Genomic DNA, 19,197 nt, shown 5'->3' on the forward strand with positions numbered 1-19,197 from the left:
GGCTCGATTCATCCGCGTTCCAGTACCGTCATTTCGCGCACGAGCACAAGCAACATCGATAGGCTTGCCCCGCCGGCCGCGCGTTGCTCGGCGATCAATTGCCCAAAACGCGCGAGTTGCGGCGCACGCTGCTCGCGCCAAGCGGCCGCGATCGCCTCGGCCGTCGCGCGTTCGGGCGCGCGGGCGAGCGCGCTCACCGTCAGCGCGCGCCGGATCCTGGCCAGCTCGGCCAGCGCCGCGGCCCTAGCCAGCATGTCCCAATGCGTGTGGGTCGGCAAGGCATTCGCCCGCTCGCCGATGAATCCGTAGTCGAGCGTCGTGCCCAGCGCAAAGTACACACCGGCCACCAGTTCGAGCGGCTGCGCGGCGTTCGATGCCACCTCGGCCACGTCGAGCACCGCCGCCGATATCTCGCCGCTGGCCACGCGTCCCGCCAATTCGGCATTGACGCCGGCCAGCTCGAGCGCGCGGCGGCGCTCGTCGAGCGCTTCGAGTTCAACGCTCGGCAACAGCGCAGGCCAGCGCGGCGCAAGCCGTGCCGCCGCCTCGCGGCAACGCTCGATCAACGCACGCACGCCTGCTTCGTCGCGCGCGCTTTGTTCCGTCTGCAACTGCCGCAGGAACCAAAGCGCCGCCCTTTCCATGAGTCTTGCCACATCGACGAACATGCGCGCCTGGACGTCGTCGGCAACGCGATTGTCGAGCGCATCGATCTGTAGCCAGATATCGTCGATATCGAAGACGTCGCGTGCCATCATGCACGCGCGCACGATATCGCTCGCTTTTGCGTCCGTTTCCTCTTGCAGCCGATGCACGAATGCGCAGCCGACGCGGTTGATGAGCGCATTCGCCAAGTGCGTCGCGAGAATTTCGCGCTTGAGCGGATGGCGTGCGGCGGCATCGGCGAAGCGCGTTTGCAGCGGCTTCGGGAAATACTCGCGCAGCATGTCGGCGACGAGCGCGTCTTCGGGCAAATCCGATTCGAGCAGTTCGTCGTAGAGCCACATCTTGCTGTAGGCGAGCAGCACCGCCCGTTCGGGGGACGTCAATCCGCTCTTGGCGGCCTGACGTTCGGCAATTTCCTCGTCGTTCGGCAAGAACTCGATCGCCCGATTCAAGCGGCCGCTGCGTTCGAGCGAGCGCATGAGCCGCACTTCGGCCTCGAACGATTCGCTGCTATAGCGCCCGGCAATGGCGAGCGCCTGCGTCTGCTGATAGTTGTCGCGCAGGACGAGCAAGCCGACCTCGTCCGTCATCTCGGCCAGCAATACGTTGCGCTGCTTTTCCGTCATCTCCCCGTCGGCCACGACGAGGCCGAGCAAAATCTTGATGTTGACTTCATGATCGGAACAATCGACGCCCGCCGAATTGTCGATCGCATCGGTGTTGATGCGCCCGCCTTTTTGCGCGTATTCGATGCGGCCCAACTGCGTGAGCCCGAGATTGCCGCCCTCGGCCACCACCTTCGCGCGCAGTTGCGCGCCGTTCACACGCACGGCGTCGTTCGCGCGATCGCCGGCTTGCGCGTGCGTCTCGCGCGCGGCTTTGACGTAGGTGCCGATCCCGCCGTTATAGAGCAGATCGACGGGCGCGAGCAAAATCGCGCGGATCAATTCGCTCGGTGCCAGCGCCGAGGCCGTGATGCCGAGCACGGCCTGCACGGCGGGCGAAATCGGAATCGCCTTCGCCGTGCGCGGAAATACGCCGCCGCCCGCGGAAATCTTCGTGTGGTCGTAATCGGCCCAGCTCGATCGTTCGAGGGCGAACATGCGCTCGCGCTCCGCGAAGCTCGTTGCCGGATCGGGATCGGGATCGAGAAAGATATGGCGATGATCGAACGCGGCCACGAGACGAATATGGCGCGAGAGCAGCATGCCGTTACCGAACACGTCGCCCGACATGTCGCCGATGCCCACTACCGTGAAATCGGTGGTCTGCGTATCGACGCCCATCTGGCGGAAATGACGCTTCACGGATTCCCACGCGCCGCGTGCCGTGATACCCATCTTCTTGTGGTCGTACCCAACCGAGCCCCCCGAGGCGAAGGCGTCGTCGAGCCAAAATCCGTATTCGCGTGCGATCGCGTTCGCGTAATCGGAGAAGGTAGCTGTGCCCTTATCCGCGGCGACCACGAGATAAGGATCGTCGCTATCGTGACGCACTACGTCCGGCGGACCGACGATGGTTCCTGCTTGGCGGTTGTCCGTCACGTCGAGCAAGCCGCGAAGGAAGGTTTGGTAGCAAGCGATGCCTTCGCGCATGAAGGCTTCTCGATCGCCGGCCGCGGGCGGATTCTTGACGACGAAGCCGCCCTTGGAGCCGACCGGCACGATGACGGTGTTCTTGACCATCTGCGCCTTCATCAGCCCGAGCACTTCCGTGCGGAAATCCTCGCGCCGGTCCGACCAGCGCAAGCCGCCGCGCGCGACGCGGCCGCCTCGCAAATGCACCCCTTCCACGCGCGGCGAATAGACCCAGATCTCGAACATCGGCTTGGGCTCGGGCAACCCCGGCACGCGCGACGGGTCGAGCTTGAACGAGAGGTACGGCAGCGGCTCGCCGTCGGCATCCCGGTGAAAATAGTTCGTGCGAATACTGGCATCGATGACGCCCAGGAACTGTCGCAAGATCCTGTCTTCGTCGAGGTTCGGCACTTGATCGAGCGCCGCCTCGATGCCTTGCAGCAACGCCGCAATGCGCTCGGCGCGCGCGGGACCGAGCGCGGGATCGAAGCGCGTCAGGAACAAATCGACGAGCCCTCGGGCAAGCGCCGGATTGCCCGTCACCGCGCGTTCGATGTATGCATCGCTGAAGGTGGACCCGACCTGTCGCAAATACTTCGCATAGGCGCGCAAAATCGACACCTCGCGTGCCGCGAGCCCGCCGCGCAGCACCAGCCGATTGAAATCGTCGTTCTCGACTTCGCCCGACCACACGCGGGCGAACGCTTCCTCGAACAAGGTCTTCACACGCTCGATGTCGAACTCGACATCGTCCGTCAATTCCAGGCCGAAGTCTTGCACCCATGCCGGGCTCGATCCGGCCGGCTCGATCACGTAGGGCCGCTCCTCGTCCACGCGCACGCCCAGATGTTCGAGCATCGGCAAACTGCGCGACAGCGCAATGGACTGCCCGGCACGGTAGACCTTGAAGCGAAAGGCGCGGGGCTTCGCTTCGATGGGCCGGTACAGATTCATCGATAGCGTCTCATTGCGCTGCGCGGCTTCGACGAGTTCGATATCGCGCACCGCCGTGCGGGCGGCATAGTCTTCGCGATAACCGGCGGGAAACGAATCGCCGTAGCGCTGCAGCAGACGATTGCCCTCCTCTTCGCCGAAACGTTCGAGCAATGCATCGGCAAGATCGTCCTGCCAGCGCCGCGTCGCAAGTACCAGGCGCGCTTCGAGTTCTCGCGTGTCGACCTCGGGCAATACGCCCGTATTCGTGCGTACGACGATATGGATCCGCGCCAGCGGCGATTCCGAGAGCAGCGGCGTAAATTCCACACTCGTGCCGTTGAATGCGCCGGCCAGCAGCTTCGCAATGCGGCGCCGCAGATCGGTGTTGTACTTTTCCCGCGCGACGAAGACGAGACACGACACGAAGCGCTCGAAGCGGTCGCGCCGCACGAACATCCGCGTGCGTTGGTGCTCTTGCAGACGCAAGATACCGAGCGCGATATCGTAAAGCTCGTCTTCGTTCGCTTGGAAGAGTTCGTCGCGCGGATACTGCTCGAGCACCGTGACGAGCGACTTATGCAAATGCCCTTTTGCCAGGAACCCTGCACGGCGCACGACGTTCGCGCATTTGCGCCGGACGATCGGGATATCGCTGATCGATCCCGTGTAGGCCGTCGACGTATATAGCCCCAAGATGCGACGTTCGCCGACGAGCTTCCCGTCGGGTCCGAAGAGCTTCACGCCCACGTAGTCGAGATACCCGGGCCGATGCACGGTCGCACGCGAATTGGCCTTCGTGAGAAAGATCGGCGCGTCGGCATCGATGATCGCGGCGGCGGTGCGCGGCAGCGGCGTGAGATCGGGCGCATCGGGACGACGCAAGCTTTCGCGCAAGATCCCCGCGCCGGTATGATCGACGCCGCGCAATGCGAAGCCGCCCTCGTGCGGCACGAGCGCATAGTCGCGCAGGCCGAGGAACGTGAAGTGATCGGCCGCCATCCATTCGAGAAACGCCTTCGCCTCCGACGCCTCGTCGTTGGAACCACGCGCGGCAAGCGCCGCGATCGTCTCTTTGGCGACGGCCTGCATCTTCGGCCAATCCTCGACGGCCGCCCGTACGTTGGCGAGCACGAGCGCGATGTTGGCGCGCAGCTCGGCTAATTTAGCCGCTTCGCTACAGCGGTCGACTTCGAAGTGGATGAACGACTCGAGCCGCGAGCGATTCCCCGAATCGGCCTCGCCGTTCCCCGCGCCGCCGGGCTCGATACGCGCGATGGCACCTTGCGCGTCGCGCCAGACGCGATAGACAGGGTGGATCGCCGAGTGCAATGTCAGCCCGAACCGATTCACTTCCATCGTCACCGAATCGACGAGGAACGGCATGTCGTCGTTGACGATCTCGATGACAGTGTGATCGGAGTGCCAGCCATGCTCGTCGAGCACGGGGTTATAGACGCGCAGGGCCGCGGTGCCCGAGACGAATCGCTGCGCGGTCTGCCAATGCGCCATCGCCGCGCCGTATAGATCGGCGATGCTGCGGCTTTGTAAGTCTTGCGCGTCAGCCAGTTCGTAGTAAAAGCGCAGAAGCGACTCGATCGCCTCGAACGCGGGCTCCGACCAGCGTCCGCTCGCGTATTCGACGACGTCTGTCAGCAGATGAGCGACGGCTTCTTCGTTGTTCGACAGCATGGGGCCTCCGCAGGCGGGTGACGATGCTCGACGTTCAAAGGGCTCGGCCAACTGAAGCGCGATTATGCGCTCGCCGCCGGCACGGCGACAGCCAAGACATTCCCCACCCACGCCGCGATCGTATCGGCTAGCCAGGCCGGGTCGTCGTGCGGCAGGTCGTGTCCGGCCCAGGGGTGCTCGATCAACGGGGCGCCCCAGCGAGCCGCCAGCTTGACCGAGCAAGCCGGATGCACGAGTGCGTCGGCACGCGAAACGAGGAGCAGCAACGGGCAACACGGCGGCAAAGCCGGCCCCTCGAAACGCGCCGCCGCCGCGAGTTGCCGCAACGCATTCGCGCGGCTCGGCGGCGCATCGTCGTACAGGGCGGTCCAGGCTGTCAGATCCGCTTCGCGCGTGTCCGAACGACGGCAGGTCAGCGCATGGATCGCTGCCTCCGCGCTTCGCCTTGCCCCCTTATGCCAACACCACGCCGCGCGCAGCACCTGCGGCCATGCGCTCGGCCGCAACCGCTCGAACGGTTCGCTATAGCGGCGCAGGCTCGTGTTGATCAGCACGAGCCGCTCGATCTCCAACGGAAAGCGCTGCGCCCAATCCACGGCCACCATCGCGCCGAGCGAAAGTGCGACGATGCGATACGGCGGCGCGGGCCCAAGCGCCGCGAGCCGCGCGCGCACGAAATCCGTCGTCGCCGCGATGCTCGTCGGCGCACGCTCGCCCGCCCATTGGCCGCTACCGGGCAGATCGAGACACACGATCTCCCCGTCCAGCCCGCGCGTGCGCAAGCGCTCGGGAAGCTGCGCCCAATGTCTCGCTTCGCGCGTCAGCCCGCGCAGCAAGATCCATGCGCTCATCGCCGCGGCCTCCGATACCAATACTCGACCGCGCGCGTCATCAAGAGGTCGCGGCTCGCACCGCACGGCAGCCACCGCTGCGATCCGTAGGCCGCACGTGCGAGGAAATCGAGCAGATTCGTATGCCGGCGCAGCACGCGTTCGGTACGGTGCGCCTTGATGGGATTGAACATGCCTTCGCGTCGCAAGATCTGCAGCGGATTTTTCTTGATCCACAGCCACGAACCGAGTTCGAGCGTCAGCGGCAGAAAGATCGACGACGCAGGGCATCGATCGTACGCGTAGTCCCACAGATCGCCGTGCGCCAGATACTGCATGCTCTGCGGCTCGAACACGTAGCCGTGATGCGGATGCGCTTGCTCGAACATCGCCTTGAGCATGAACATCTCCGGCAGATGCCCGATATGCCTCGTCGATTTCGCGTAGGGAAACCAAATGCTGTCGCGAAAGCCGTAGCCCGAGTGGCAATCGAGCGCAAAGCTGAGCGGCCGCGGCAACAGCTCTTGCTCGACGACACGCAGCAAGGTAGCCGCCTCGATTTCCATCGGCGCGCCGCTCGCGCCGCGATACCACGGCAACCAACGACCGATCCGTTGCCCGCCGGCGAGGAACGGCACGCGTCCCTCCGCGTTCTGCGGCGCATTGCGCATGAGATCGACGCCGTTCGGATTGGAGCGCGTCATGGCCCACATGCCACCGGGATTGACGATGGGCATGAACACGAGCCGCACGGCACGCAGCTCGTCTTGCAAAAGCTCGTCCCATTCGAGCCGAGCGACGAGCGAACGCATGTAATCGAGCAGCAGTTGGGTGCCGATCCGCTCGAGCCCGTGAATGCCGGCGAAGAAGCCGATCGCGGGCGCTTGCGGATCGAGCGAGCCCAGGGTGACGACGTGAATCGGGAAGGCACGTCCGCGCGCGTTCGCTTCGCCCACGATGCTCACGGCCATGCGCGCTCTGCCGGCGTCCAAGATCGCCATGAGCGCTTCGTATTCCGCGAACGTGGTCTCGGGCAACGAGGGAAGAACGGCAGTCATCGCTTGCGGCCCGGGCGTCGATCGAAAGGAGGTGGGCCGTCGCGGCGAACGACCCGATTGAGACTTACTCAATATAGGCCGTTTTCCGGGCTTTTCAGAGTGGCCACCGATCAATTCGGGCGATGGTGCAGGACGGTGCCATCGGCCGCCACGCCCAAAGTGGCTCCATCGCTTCCACCAAAATGGATCTAAAGCTAAGAACCAAAGCTGGCTATAGTCGCCGTACCGTGTCGGCCGGTAACCGGGCCGATCCAGCCACCATCGATCCGGCAAGACGAGGAGAACACCGTGAGCAATTCCGATCTGCAGGCCCGTAAGAACGCCGCCACGCCGCGCGGCGTCGGGGTGATGTGCGACTTCTATGCGGCGCGCGCCGAGAATGCCGAGCTGTGGGACGTCGAGGGCCGGCGCTTCATCGATTTCGCCGCGGGCATCGCCGTCTTGAACACGGGCCACCGTCATCCGCGCATCGTCGCCGCGATCGCGCAGCAGTTGGAGCGTTTTACGCACACCGCCTACCAGGTCGTGCCGTACGCATCGTACGTGGAACTGGCGGAAAAAATCAATGCTCGCGCTCCGGGTGCCGCCGCCAAGAAAACAGCCTTCTTCACTACCGGCGCCGAAGCCGTCGAGAACGCCGTCAAGATCGCGCGCGCCGCGACGGGCCGCCCCGGCGTCATCGCCTTCGCAGGCGGTTTTCACGGGCGCACGCTGATGGGCATGGCGCTCACCGGCAAAGTGGCGCCGTACAAGATCGGCTTCGGCCCGTTCCCGTCCGACGTCTATCACGCGCCGTTCCCGAATCGCGTGCACGGCATTTCGACGGCCGATGCGCTCGATGCCGTCGAAACGCTGTTCAAGGCCGACATCGAGCCGTCGCGCGTTGCCGCGATCATCTTCGAGCCGGTGCAAGGCGAAGGCGGCTTCAACATCGCGCCGCCCGAGTTCGTGCGCGGGTTGCGCCGCCTCTGCGATGCGCACGGCATCGTCCTCATCGCCGACGAAGTCCAAACCGGCTTCGCCCGCACCGGCAAGCTTTTTGCGATGGAGCACTACGATGTCGCGGCCGATCTCATCACGATGGCGAAGAGCTTGGCGGGAGGCATGCCGCTGTCGGGCGTCGTCGGCCGGGCCGATTTGATGGACGCGGCCGCCCCGGGCGGGCTCGGCGGCACCTACGCCGGCAATCCGCTGGCCTTGGCCTCGGCCCATGCCGTACTCGACGTGATCGACGACGAACGCCTGTGCGAGCGCGCGGTACAGCTCGGCGACACCTTGAAAGCCCGGCTCGAAGCGTTGCGCGGCGAGATTCCGCAACTGGCCGACGTGCGCGGCCCCGGCGCCATGGTGGCGGCGGAATTCTTGGAACCCGGTACCGGCAACCCCAATCAAGCGTTCGTCAAGCGGGTCCAGGCGCGCGCGCTCGAGCGCGGCCTACTGCTGCTCGTGTGCGGCACCTACGGCAATGTCATCCGGTTCCTGTTCCCGCTGACGATCGAGGCCGCGATTTTCGACGAAGCGCTCGGGCTGCTCGAAGAAGTGTTGAAAGAAAGCGTCGGCGCGATGGCGTAGAGTAGTTTCTTTCCAGTCTCCCGATAGACGCCGTTGGAGTGGATATGCAAAACCTGGAATCGATCGATCTGAAAGACCCGTCCTTGCTGAAAACGCAGGCATTCGTGGCGGGAAGCTGGCAAGACGCCGAAAACGGCGCCACGTTCGACGTGCGTAACCCGGCGACGGGCCGCGTGCTGGCGAGCGTGCCTTTGATGGGCGCGGCCGAGACGCGCCGCGCAATCGAAGCGGCGAACGCGGCCTGGGGCGCTTGGCGTGCGCAGCCGGCCAAGGCGCGCGCCGCTGTCCTGCGCAAATGGTACGACCTCATGCTCGCCCACGCAGACGACCTCGCCGCGATCATGACCGCCGAGCAAGGCAAGCCGCTTGCCGAAGCCAAGGGCGAGATTCAGTACGCCGCGTCCTTCTTGGAGTGGTTCGGCGAGGAAGCGAAGCGCGTGTACGGCGATACGATTCCGAGCCCGACGGCGGACAAACGCCTTGTCGTCGTCAAGGAACCGGTCGGCGTCTGCGCGGCGATTACGCCGTGGAACTTCCCGGCCGCGATGATCACGCGCAAGGTCGGCCCCGCGCTGGCCGCGGGCTGTCCGATCGTGGTCAAGCCGGCCGAAGCCACGCCCCTATCGGCACTGGCACTGGCCCTGCTGGCCGAACGCGCTGGCGTACCGGCCGGCGTGTTTAGCGTGGTCACGGGCGATCCGAAGACGATCGGTGCCGAAATGACGAGCAACCCGCTCGTGCGCAAGCTGTCGTTCACCGGTTCGACGGCCGTCGGTCGGCTGTTGATGTCGCAGTGCGCCGCGACGGTCAAGAAGCTCTCGCTAGAACTCGGCGGCAATGCGCCGTTCATCGTATTCGACGATGCCGATCTCGACGCGGCCGTGGCCGGCGCAATCGCCTCGAAATACCGAAACAGCGGCCAGACGTGCGTTTGCGCGAACCGGTTCTATGTGCACGAAAAAATCTACTACGCGTTCGCCGCCAAGCTGCACGCGGCAGTGGAACAGCAACTGAAGGTTGGCCGCGGCACGGAGCCGGGGGTGACGCAAGGTCCGCTCATCAACGAAGCAGCGTTGCTGAAGGTCGAGACGCATATCGCCGACGCGCTGTCGAAAGGCGCGCAGCTCGCCATGGGCGGCAAACGTCACGCACTCGGGCACAACTTCTTCGAACCGACCATTCTGACCGGCGTGACGTCGAACATGTTGATCGCGAAAGAAGAGACGTTCGGCCCCGTGGCCCCGCTCTTCAAGTTCGCGAGCGACGACGAAGTCGTGCGCCTGGCCAACGATACCGAGTTCGGTCTAGCCGCCTACTTCTACAGCCGCGACATCGGCCGCGTCTGGCGCGTAGCCGAAGCGCTCGAATACGGCATGGTCGGCATCAACACGGGCATCATCTCGAACGAAGTCGCGCCGTTCGGCGGCGTCAAGCAATCGGGCCTCGGTCGCGAAGGGTCGCACTACGGGATCGACGAATACGTCGTCGTCAAGTATCTGTGTATGGGGATTTAAGCTGAATCGCGATTTAAAACGTTGATTTATTGCGGATTTCGAAATGATGCGATTGCGGCTTGACGCCTGGCTAAGCACAAAGCGACCAGCGACGCAATGCCACACGCTCGATTCAATGCACATTGCGCGTTTTTCGAGATGTTGCATTTCGCCGTCATCCGGTGTTTTACTAGCAGCGCCGTTATTTTGACGCGGTATGCTGTGCGCCGCGCTGCCTGCCACAAGCAGCCCGGGAAAACCACCGGCCGCAAGCCACGCGCAAGCGGCACCTCGATGCTGGTTGACGCCGCATCGAGGTCGATCGAACCACTCGAGGAGTCAACGTGAAAAAATTGTTAGCCGCCGTGACCATCGCCACGCTCGCCGTATCGAGCGGTGTGGCGCAAGCGAAAGACTGGAAGCAAATTCGTATCGGCGTCGACGCAAGCTATGCCCCTTTCGAATCGAAAGCCTCCGACGGCAAGCTCGTCGGCTTCGATATCGACCTCGGGAACGAGATCTGCAAACGTCTGCATGCGAAGTGCGTCTGGGTCGAAAACGACTTCGACGGCATGATCCCCGGTTTGAAGGCCAAGAAGTTCGACGGCGTGCTGTCGTCGATGACGATCACGCCTGAGCGCGAAAAGCAGATCGCCTTCTCGAAGCCGCTGTTCGAAACGCCGACGGCGCTCGTGGCGAAGAAGGGCTCGGGCCTTATGCCGACGGCCGATTCGCTCAAGGGTAAATCGGTGGGCGTCGAACAAGGCACGATCCAAGAATCGTATGCGAAATCGAACTGGGAATTGAAGGGCGTGAAGGTCGTTCCCTACCAAAACCAAGACCAGGTCTATCAGGATCTGATCTCGGGCCGTCTCGACGCCGCTTTGCAAGACAAGGTGCAAGCCGACCTCGGCTTCCTGAAGCAGCCGCGCGGCGCGCAATTCGCGCAAGTCGGCGATTCGATCCCGAGCGGTGCGGCGGCAATGGGTCTGCGCAAGGAAGATGCGGATCTGAAGGCGGAAGTCGACAAGGCGATCGACGGCATGATGAAGGACGGCACCTACCAAAAGATCGAGAAGAAGTACTTCGACTTCGACGTCGCCCCGAAGGGCTGATCGTCGGCCGGGCGTGAGCGCCCGGTGCTCGAAACAAAAGGCTCCGCGTTCGAAGCGGGGCCTTTTTTATATTGTGCGTCGCCTCGCCCATAGAACGCCGGGCGCGCGCCGACGTACAATCGAACACCATTCTCGTTGCGCGGCGTGCAGGGCAGGCGCCGCCGATCGCCATGCAAAAGAAGATCCATCCGCTGATTTCCCCTTCGCTCGGTACCGAGCGCACGTTGACGAGCTTTCATTACGGCCCGACGGGCGGCAAGAAGGTGTACGTGCAATCGTCGCTGCACGCCGACGAACTGCCGGGCATGCTCGTGGCCTGGGAACTGCGCCGCAAGCTGGCCGCGCTCGAAGCCGCGGGCATGCTGCACGCGGAAATCGTGGTCGTGCCGGTCCCGAACCCGATCGGGCTGAGCCAGCACGTGCTGGGGCAAATGATCGGCCGCTTCGAAGCGAACACGGCGACGAACTTCAACCGCAACTTCTACGATCTCGCGGCGCTTGTGATGCCGCGCATCGAAACCCGCTTGACGGGCGACGCCGATGCGAATCTGCGTGCGGTGCGCGCCGCGATGCGCGAAGCGCTCGATGCACAAACGCCGCGCACGGAACTCGAATCGCAGCGCCTCGCGCTGCAGCGGCTGTCTTGCGACGCCGACATCGTGCTCGACCTGCATTGCGACTTCGAAGGCGCGATGCATCTGTATACGAATCCCGAGCTGTGGGCCGACGTCGAGCCGCTCGCCCGCTACCTCGATGCGAAGGCCTCGCTGTTGGCGCTCAATTCGATCGGCAATCCGTTCGATGAAATCCACAGCTTCTGCTGGTCGGAACTGCGCGCGCGCTTCGGCAGCCGGTTTCCGATTCCGAACGGCTCGATTTCGGTCACGGTCGAGCTGCGCGGTCAGGCCGATGTGACGTATGCGCACGCGGAACACGACTCGCAGGCGATCGTCGAATACCTGACGCAGCGCGGGTTGATCGAGGGGACGGCGGCGCATTTGCCGCCGCTTGCCTTCCCCGCTACGCCGCTGGCCGGTACCGAACCGCTCGTTTCTCCGATCTCGGGCGTGCTCGTGTTTCGCACGCCGGCGGGGATCTGGGTCGAGAAAGGTCAGGAAATTGCCGATATCGTCGATCCGCTTACCGATCGGGTTGAAACGCTCAAGGCCGGGACGGCGGGTGTGCTGTATGCACGGCATCGCACGCGCTTTGCTACTGCGGGGATGGAAGTGGCGAGGATTGCGGGGGCGACAGCTTATCGGAGTGGGTCGTTGTTGTCGGCGTAGGGCTGGCTATGTCGCTCGCACACAGCGCACGCTAACCATTGCACATTCGAATCGGCCGCGGTGGCAAAGGCGGTCTGGCGGCGTTTTGATCGAGGCAGCCTCCGTGGCAACCGCTCGGTCTAAGCTTGGCTCAAGCCCCCAGTTCTTCAAGGCCCTGTACGACGCAGGGCCTTTTCTTTTGAATCCAATGTTCTGTCCTGCCGGCGTCCGCGAGGTCGATCGCAGCGATGCACGGGCATGCCGGCTGGCATGGCCAGACAATCTATCGCACGCGCCCGCTAGCGATTTCGACCGAGCACGATTTCTGCGGCGCGAATACCGCGAAACCCTGAATAGTGCCATCGCAGACTAGCCGCAACATGTCCAGCGACGAAATTGGGCCAACAGGAAGTTGCCGCTCAACCGGTATAAAATCGACGACCGCGCCGCGGGATGGGTCAGCGCCATCGCTACCTGGGGTACCGCTCGCACCGCTATGCAGGAGCACCGCGTGCTTCTTTCTTTCGTTCGACCGGCAACATCGCGACTAACGTCGCCTGTTAGACGTCGAACCTCGCATACGCGAGAGCCAATGTGTCCCTATGGCGTCGTTAGCTCCTCCCTATCGCTTAGATTGAAACTATCAACTAGCGTATAATGTTAGTTTTCTTCAATATAGAGTCCGTCAAACGGCAAACGCAGGCAAACGTAGCACCAACCCTTCTCGAGGAAACTTTATGTCGCTTATCAACACCCAAGTCCAACCGTTCAAGGCACAAGCTTTCCACAATGGCAAGTTCGTGGAAGTGACGGAACAGTCGCTCCTGGGCAAGTGGTCGGTCGTGATCTTCATGCCGGCTGCGTTCACGTTCAACTGCCCGACCGAAGTCGAGGACGCGGCGGAAAACTACGCCGAGTTCCAAAAGGCCGGCGCGGAAGTCTACATCGTCACGACCGATACGCATTTCTCGCACAAGGTGTGGCACGAAACGTCGGAAGCCGTGGGTAAGGCCAAGTTCCCGCTCGTGGGCGACCCGACGCATCAACTGACGAACGCCTTCGGCGTGCATATCCCGGAAGAAGGCCTGGCCCTGCGCGGCACCTTCATCATCAACCCGGAAGGCACGATCAAGACGATGGAAGTGCACGACAACGCGATCGCTCGCGACGTCTCCGAAACGCTGCGCAAGCTCAAGGCTGCCCAATTCGTGGCCGCCAACCCCGGCCAAGTGTGCCCGGCCAAGTGGAAGGAAGGCGCGAAAACGCTGACCCCGTCGCTCGACCTCGTCGGCAAGATCTAAGCAGCCTCATCGCCGTCGATTGAAGTCGTGAATCGACGCGCCGGCCGGGCCCCGCCCCGGCCGGCATCGATATACCCCGTTCGTCATCTCTCAAGCATCGAGGATCACTATGTTGGACGATAGCCTCAAGGGCCAATTGCAGGCCTACCTGGAACGCGTGAACCAGCCGTTCGAACTCGTGGCATCGCTGGACGAGCAAGCCAGCTCTCGCGAACTCGAAGCACTGCTGCGGACGATCGCCGGGCTGTCGGACAAGATCACCGTGCGCACCGACGGCAACGACGCGCGCAAGCCGTCGTTCAGCCTGACCCCGGTGGGCGGCGGGCAAAGCCTGCGCTTTGCGGCCATCCCGCTCGGTCACGAATTCACCTCGCTCGTACTCGCCCTGCTCTGGACCGGCGGTCATCCGCCCAAGGTCGAGCCGGAGCTGATCGAGCAAATCAAGGCGCTCGACGGCGACTACCGCTTCGAGGTCTATATGTCGCTGTCCTGCCATAACTGCCCGGACGTCGTGCAAGCGTTGAGCTTGATGGCCGTGCTCAACCCGCGCGTCAAAACCGTCGTGGTAGACGGCGCGCTGTTCCAAAGCGAAGTGGACGAACGCCAGATCATGGCCGTCCCGAGCGTCTATCTGAACGGCGAAATGTTCGGTGCGGGCCGCATGGATCTCGCGGAAATCGTCGCCAAGCTCGACACCGGCTCCGCGCAGCGCGAGGCGGCCAAGCTCGATGCCAAGCAGGCCTTCGACGTGCTGATCGTCGGCGGCGGGCCGGCCGGATCGGCGGCTGCCGTCTATGCGGCGCGCAAGGGGATCGATACGGGCATCACCGTGGAACGGATGGGCGGCCAAGTCAACGACACGCTCTCGATCGAGAACTACATCTCGGTGCTCGAAACCGACGGCCCGAAATTCTCCTCGGCGCTCGAGGCGCAAGTGCGTCATTACGGCGTCGACATCATGTCGCAACAGCGTGCCGTCGAACTGATTCCGGCCACGCAACCGGGCGGCCTCGTGAGCGTGCGGATGGAAAACGGCGGCATGCTGAGAAGCCGCAGCGTCATCGTCTCGACCGGTGCGCGTTGGCGCAACGTCAACGTGCCGGGCGAGCAGGAGTACAAGAACAAGGGCGTGGCTTACTGCCCCCACTGCGACGGTCCGCTCTTCAAGGGCAAACGCGTGGCGGTGATCGGCGGAGGCAACTCCGGTGTCGAAGCGGCGATCGACCTGGCCGGTGTCGTGGCGCACGTCACGTTGATCGAATTCAACGATCAGCTCAAGGCCGACGCGGTGCTCGTGGCCAAGCTCGGCAGCCTGCCGAACGTGACCGTGCACGTGAACGCGCAGACGACCGAAATCACTGGCGACGGCAACAAGGTGAACGGCCTGCGCTACAAGGATCGTACGAGTGGGACCGAGCATACGGTCGCACTCGAAGGCGTGTTCGTGCAGATCGGCCTCGTGCCGAATACCGAATGGCTCAAAGGGACGGTGGAACTGAGCCGCTTCGGCGAAATCGTCGTGGATGCCAAGGGGCAGACGAATCTGCCTGGCGTGTTCGCGGCCGGCGACTGCACGACCGTGCCGTTCAAGCAGATCGTGATTGCCGCAGGCGATGGGGCGAAGGCGGCCTTGAGCGCGTTCGATTACTTGATCCGCACGCCCGAAGTGGCGGAGACGGCGCAAGACTTGAGCGCGGTAGAAGCCTGAACGATTAAGCCGGCATGCGCCCTGCCATGCCGGCTTACGTTATTTCTTCCATTTCGATCCGATGTTTTCCAGCCCGGCTTTCTTCAGGTCGTCGGGCACCATCACCACGCGAAACTGGCAGTCGGCGTTGAACATGAGAAACCAAGGTTCGGCGAAGACGGGAACCTGCGAGGGCTCGTCCAGGTTGACGATGATTATGGCTCCGCGTGTTCCGTCTTGCTCGGTGAAGTAGATGGCTTCCGGTTTCGTCTCTTGGAGTATCCGGTCCATCACCTCGCCGATGGTGCCGTCGCGCACGTAGGCATTGAACGGCTCATGGGGAATTCGTACGTTGAGAAGCATACGCATGATCCTTCTCCTTGCTTAAAGGCCGTGGGGGGCCTTCAAGTGTAGGAGCGCTCAGGCGATGCTTTGGTGGCTTGGGCAACGTAGCGCGACGCTTGGGTTGGCCGGGGCGGACACAGCTCGATCGCTAGTTGTCTCCCGCATTGGACATAGCGCGGTCGATCAGCCGCGCGTCGTTGTGTGCGCCGGCTGCTTCGAGCGTGGTCGCGATCTTTCGATAGATCTCGCGGTTCACCTGCGAGGGCGGATCGCAACGCAGCAGATTATCGGCACCGGAATCGTCGCGGATCGTCAGCTTCGGCGGTTGACCGGCGCGGATGAAAGCGAGTTGCCGGCTGGCCGATGGCCGGTCGCCCGTCAGCATGGAGCGAGTCTGCTCGTCTGTTCCCCACTGCGCAGGCCGGCCAGCCCGCCAACCAGCCCCACATATTTCGCCGGTTTGATCGGCCGTAATACATCCCGTGCGTATTTCGATCATGGAACAGTACTCCCGGTCCTGTTCGGACTCCGGTTGGCCAGGCCCCGTCGAGACCGTTCCCTGTTCATCTCGTGCGACGACAACGTATTGGCCCGACGGCGAGATGTTGCTGTCGCTCGGCGGTTCCATTTGCGTTCCCGCATCGGCGTTCGACTCGCCCGTCCTTGGCAACAGGCCGAACGACGTTCCATTCGGGAAACGGAAGACGGCTGTTTTCCAGACACGTTCGGGCAAGGAATCTTGGGGGTTGACAGGCTTGCTGTAGACAATCGTCGCCCCACCCGGCAAGCGAAACCGGAGTTCGGACTGCGTTGCTGCGATAGGCAAGCTGGACAGATCCTCTCGCTTTAGCCAGGCCTCGATAGGCGGGTTCCCGGCGCGGGCGTAGCGAACTTTCGCCCAATCCGGCTTCTGTTCCCCAATGACGGCAACATGGTCGCCGCGGATCAGATATCCACGCCGGTTACTTCCCACCGAAGGCCGCTCATAGAGCCATGATCGGTCGACTTTCACGGTCCATGTCGGCGATGCATCAACATTCGCCGGCATCGATCCACCGGCCGATCGATCGCTCGCCGCGTCGGCCGCGGGACCCAGCACGGCTCGAATCTTCGCGTAATAGCCTGCGTTTTCCGCATTCGGGGGATCGCAGGCCAGAAGATTTTCAAAGCCTAGCGCCACGCGCAAGAACGGCTTGATATCAGAGGATTTTGCCTGGCTGAACTGCGTCCATACCGCCTTCGCTGTCGGCTTTTCTAAGGTCGTCATCGATAGCGACTCGTTCTTGCCGGAATCGAGCTGGCTATGCCAAACGGCGTTCTTATCGTCCCACGCTCCAGCGCAAACCGCGCCCGTGTCATCGCGCGCGACACAGCCCGTTCGGGTGTCGAGGATCGGACAAAACGCTCGACTCTCGACGCTAGGTTTGCCGTCCTCGGTTTCCGTCACGCCGTTGCGAGCGACGTCGAGCACGACATAGCGCCCGTCGCGCGAACGGGCGTTAGCTCCGACGGTCGAAAAAATAACGCCGCCATCGGCACCGAGTGTTTCGTCCGGCATGATCGGCCATGTGCTGCCATCCGGTCGAGTGACCGTGAGACGTGTCCACCCCGGTCCGAACGTACGACTGAGGACAGGCGAAACCGGGGCCGAGTACACCAGTCGCGCGTGGTTCGAATAATCTATCTCGAACCGATCCGGCGCGCTCCATATCTGCTGGGAAAACAGCAACCCAGCGGCCAGCAACGAGACTCGAGTGGCTATAGTCATGTCCATCGCCCGAAGCCTTGGATGTTCAGTGGCTAGCGAATGGCTTGTGCCCCGTCGCCTTCAACGCAGCGTCGATATCGGCACGCGTATTCACGATACGACCACCGGCGAAGCAATCCGACTGCGCCGGTTTCGCGCCTTGGGCAAATCCCCCGCCGTTGAGGGCGACCGCCGTCCATTGCGCGTTACGCTTCGCTAGTACAAAGGTCATGATCTCTGCCTGGTCGTCTGTCAGTTCCAAGCCGCCGTCCTTTTCCGCCAGTGCCACGCAAACGAACGCCGCGTCATGGTCCTTCACCAGATCGACCACAACATAGCGGTTGTCCTTTAGATTGGGATCGCGGGCGTTTAGGCGGTGTACCGCGGCGAGGATCTGCGCGCGGTCAGGGTCGCTCTTGTCCAGATCGCGGGCGAACGCCGAGTGGGCTACGACAGAGGAGAAGATCACTGCGGATACGACGAGCTTAAGAAACTTTTTCATTAGCAATATCCGTGAAGAACGGGATAGACAATATGTTCAACCCTATACTCAGTCTCGGTTCGTAACTTCCGTGCAGCGCTTGGAACCAAGCGTGAGTTCAATATGGGCAGCTATGGTCGACGATTGGCCGCACACATCGCCGATGGAAATCTTCGTGAAATCAAAGTCGAACCTCGGCCCCTTCCGGGCCACGACGACCTGCCCAGCGTCCGTCTGGAATGACTGCATACCGGGTCCGATATCGGCCTGCTTTGCGCCGCTCGAATCGACTGTACAGGAATTGACCATCCCATCTGCAGGCGTCGCCGCCGTATAGCTAAAGGTGCCAACCTTTCCATCTCTCACCTGGACAGTTAGGTAGTGACTTACAGTGTTTTTGTCTGCCGTACAGCGATATTTAACGCCCTCGGCATCGCTCGCGGCGGCACCGGTCACGAATCCAACGGCCAGAGTAAATGGCACAAGGGTTTTCCACATTAGGTGTACAGCCATTTCACGTCACATAGATAAGTATCAGACCGCTCGGCAACTAGCGCGGAAATTTTCGATGAAAAGCACCGATGTTCGCCATTGTCCCGGAATTATCGGGTCATGTCACCGCGCGGTCGCGGCAATCCACCCGAGTTAAGCGCGTGGCGTCATCATTGATTTCACACCTTGAGCTTGTGTGGTTTGAGCCGTGTTGGGCCGGGGCTGCGTTTTCTCTGGGCGATGCACGTAGGTACGCCCCACCGGCAGCTCAAGCGCGTTGGCGACCTCGCGCAGTGGTGCGGCCAAGCCGCGGTAGAGCAAGCGTCGCCAATGAAAACCTAGCGTGACCGGTTAGCGCTGAGGGGCGGCACACTCGGCAAAAGATGCCGCAGCGCTCACCCGAACAGTCCTAGACCGCGGAATTTTTTGCCGCATGCAAATCGTTGTGTCCGGTCGTTGCACGAAAACTAAGTGGTTTTTCGATGCACCGATTGCCCGTCGGCAATCATCGATTAGAATCTCGCCTTTGCATTAAAAGAACAAGCTTGCAATAAATGGAAAGGCGAGATGAGGGCCACGATGCTCTACGACGCGACATCGTACGGTGGCGCGCAGCGCAATCGGTAATCCGATTCCATCGAACCGGATTGCGCCTGAGAGTCCGCGGCTTTACGCAATGGAACGCGCAGCAGCCGATGCAAAACGGCCGCGCGTTGGCCACGATACCGAGATCGTTTTGACCCATCGCGCCAACGAGCCTTTCATCGCGCAAGCCACCTAAAACAACAGAACCAGAACAAAGAAGAACCCCATCATGGCCGATTCGGGCGTCTTAATCCCCAAACCGACCGACGTGTTCGTGTCGCCGCTCTACAAGCTGCATCCTGCCGACGTCCAAGCCGGCATCGACGTCTTCGACAAATGGCTGCGCTCCATTAGCGAT

The 19,197-nt window shown here is 62.6% G+C and carries 13 protein-coding genes; 6 read left to right on the top strand and 7 right to left on the bottom strand.

Features of this window, described 5'->3' with window-relative positions; genetic code table 11:
- Positions 1-8 precede the first annotated feature (8 nt).
- The 3 genes from ACTHN9_RS02935 to ACTHN9_RS02945 all read right to left on the bottom strand — a co-directional run bounded on the left by ACTHN9_RS02935 (position 9) and on the right by ACTHN9_RS02945 (position 6,756).
- On the bottom strand, positions 9-4,868 hold the full coding sequence (locus tag ACTHN9_RS02935) for an NAD-glutamate dehydrogenase (RefSeq protein WP_440535247.1): 4,860 nt from the start codon (positions 4,866-4,868) through the stop codon (positions 9-11).
- Positions 4,869-4,930: 62 nt separating this feature from the next.
- Entirely contained in the window at positions 4,931-5,719 is a 789-nt protein-coding gene (locus ACTHN9_RS02940) for an alpha/beta fold hydrolase (RefSeq protein ID WP_440535248.1), read from the bottom strand.
- Entirely contained in the window at positions 5,716-6,756 is a 1,041-nt protein-coding gene (locus ACTHN9_RS02945; protein ID WP_440535249.1) for a M14 family zinc carboxypeptidase, read from the bottom strand. Before ACTHN9_RS02945 ends, ACTHN9_RS02940 begins: the two co-directional genes overlap by 4 nt.
- Before the next feature lie 288 nt (positions 6,757-7,044).
- Between ACTHN9_RS02945 and ACTHN9_RS02950 the strand changes: the two genes are divergently transcribed.
- From ACTHN9_RS02950 to ahpF, 6 genes are all read left to right on the top strand, one after another.
- Positions 7,045-8,328 (top strand): 4-aminobutyrate--2-oxoglutarate transaminase, encoded by a 1,284-nt coding sequence (locus tag ACTHN9_RS02950; protein ID WP_440535250.1) that lies wholly within the window; start codon positions 7,045-7,047, stop codon positions 8,326-8,328.
- A gap of 44 nt (positions 8,329-8,372) precedes the next feature.
- Positions 8,373-9,842, top strand: a complete 1,470-nt coding sequence (locus tag ACTHN9_RS02955; RefSeq protein WP_440535251.1) for an NAD-dependent succinate-semialdehyde dehydrogenase — start codon at positions 8,373-8,375, stop codon at positions 9,840-9,842.
- Between the two features lie 323 nt (positions 9,843-10,165).
- A complete protein-coding gene (locus ACTHN9_RS02960; protein ID WP_440535252.1) occupies positions 10,166-10,936 on the top strand; it encodes an ABC transporter substrate-binding protein in 771 nt (256 codons plus the stop codon).
- A gap of 170 nt (positions 10,937-11,106) precedes the next feature.
- Complete coding sequence (locus ACTHN9_RS02965) at positions 11,107-12,222, top strand: succinylglutamate desuccinylase/aspartoacylase family protein (RefSeq protein WP_440535253.1); 1,116 nt, start codon at positions 11,107-11,109, stop codon at positions 12,220-12,222.
- A 716-nt stretch (positions 12,223-12,938) separates the two neighbouring features.
- Entirely contained in the window at positions 12,939-13,502 is a 564-nt protein-coding gene (gene ahpC, locus ACTHN9_RS02970; protein WP_440535254.1) for an alkyl hydroperoxide reductase subunit C, read from the top strand.
- Between the two features lie 109 nt (positions 13,503-13,611).
- Positions 13,612-15,210 carry an alkyl hydroperoxide reductase subunit F gene (gene ahpF, locus ACTHN9_RS02975; protein WP_440535255.1) on the top strand — a complete coding sequence of 533 codons (1,599 nt, stop codon included), beginning with the start codon at positions 13,612-13,614 and terminating at the stop codon, positions 15,208-15,210.
- 39 nt (positions 15,211-15,249) lie between these two features.
- Here the strand turns inward: ahpF and ACTHN9_RS02980 are convergent, their stop codons facing one another.
- The 4 genes from ACTHN9_RS02980 to ACTHN9_RS02995 form a co-directional block, all read right to left on the bottom strand.
- A complete protein-coding gene (locus tag ACTHN9_RS02980; RefSeq protein WP_440476111.1) occupies positions 15,250-15,558 on the bottom strand; it encodes a panthothenate synthetase in 309 nt (102 codons plus the stop codon).
- Between the two features lie 124 nt (positions 15,559-15,682).
- The gene (locus tag ACTHN9_RS02985; protein WP_440535256.1) at positions 15,683-17,302 is read right to left on the bottom strand and encodes a hypothetical protein; all 1,620 of its coding nucleotides are present in this window, start codon (positions 17,300-17,302) and stop codon (positions 15,683-15,685) included.
- A 25-nt stretch (positions 17,303-17,327) separates the two neighbouring features.
- Entirely contained in the window at positions 17,328-17,783 is a 456-nt protein-coding gene (locus ACTHN9_RS02990) for a hypothetical protein (protein WP_440535257.1), read from the bottom strand.
- 48 nt (positions 17,784-17,831) lie between these two features.
- Entirely contained in the window at positions 17,832-18,260 is a 429-nt protein-coding gene (locus ACTHN9_RS02995; RefSeq protein WP_440535258.1) for a hypothetical protein, read from the bottom strand.
- Positions 18,261-19,197: the final 937 nt, after the last annotated feature.

The sequence above is a fragment of the Trinickia sp. genome, from assembly GCF_051953405.1.
Lineage (GTDB): Bacteria > Pseudomonadota > Gammaproteobacteria > Burkholderiales > Burkholderiaceae > Trinickia.